This window comes from Arthrobacter sp. HMSC08H08 (genome assembly GCF_001807575.1).
Lineage (GTDB): Bacteria > Actinomycetota > Actinomycetes > Actinomycetales > Micrococcaceae > Pseudoglutamicibacter > Pseudoglutamicibacter albus.
This window is the reverse complement of the sequence record NZ_KV789394.1, coordinates 196,136-196,343: the sequence shown is the minus strand read 5'-3', so window position 1 is coordinate 196,343 and position 208 is coordinate 196,136.

The following is a 208-nucleotide window of genomic DNA, read 5'->3' as shown; positions in this document are numbered from 1 at the left end:
GATCATCCCCGCAGGCGCGGGGAACTCCTTCTGGGTTGTGGCTGGAACTTTTCCCTTGCCGGATCATCCCCGCAGGCGCGGGGAACTCTTTAAAACCGGGTGCTCACGAACTAGACTGGGCGGATCATCCCCGCAGGCGCGGGGAACTCTGATGAGTGGCAACAGGGTATTGGGCAGGTTGCGGATCATCCCCGCAGGCGCGGGGAAC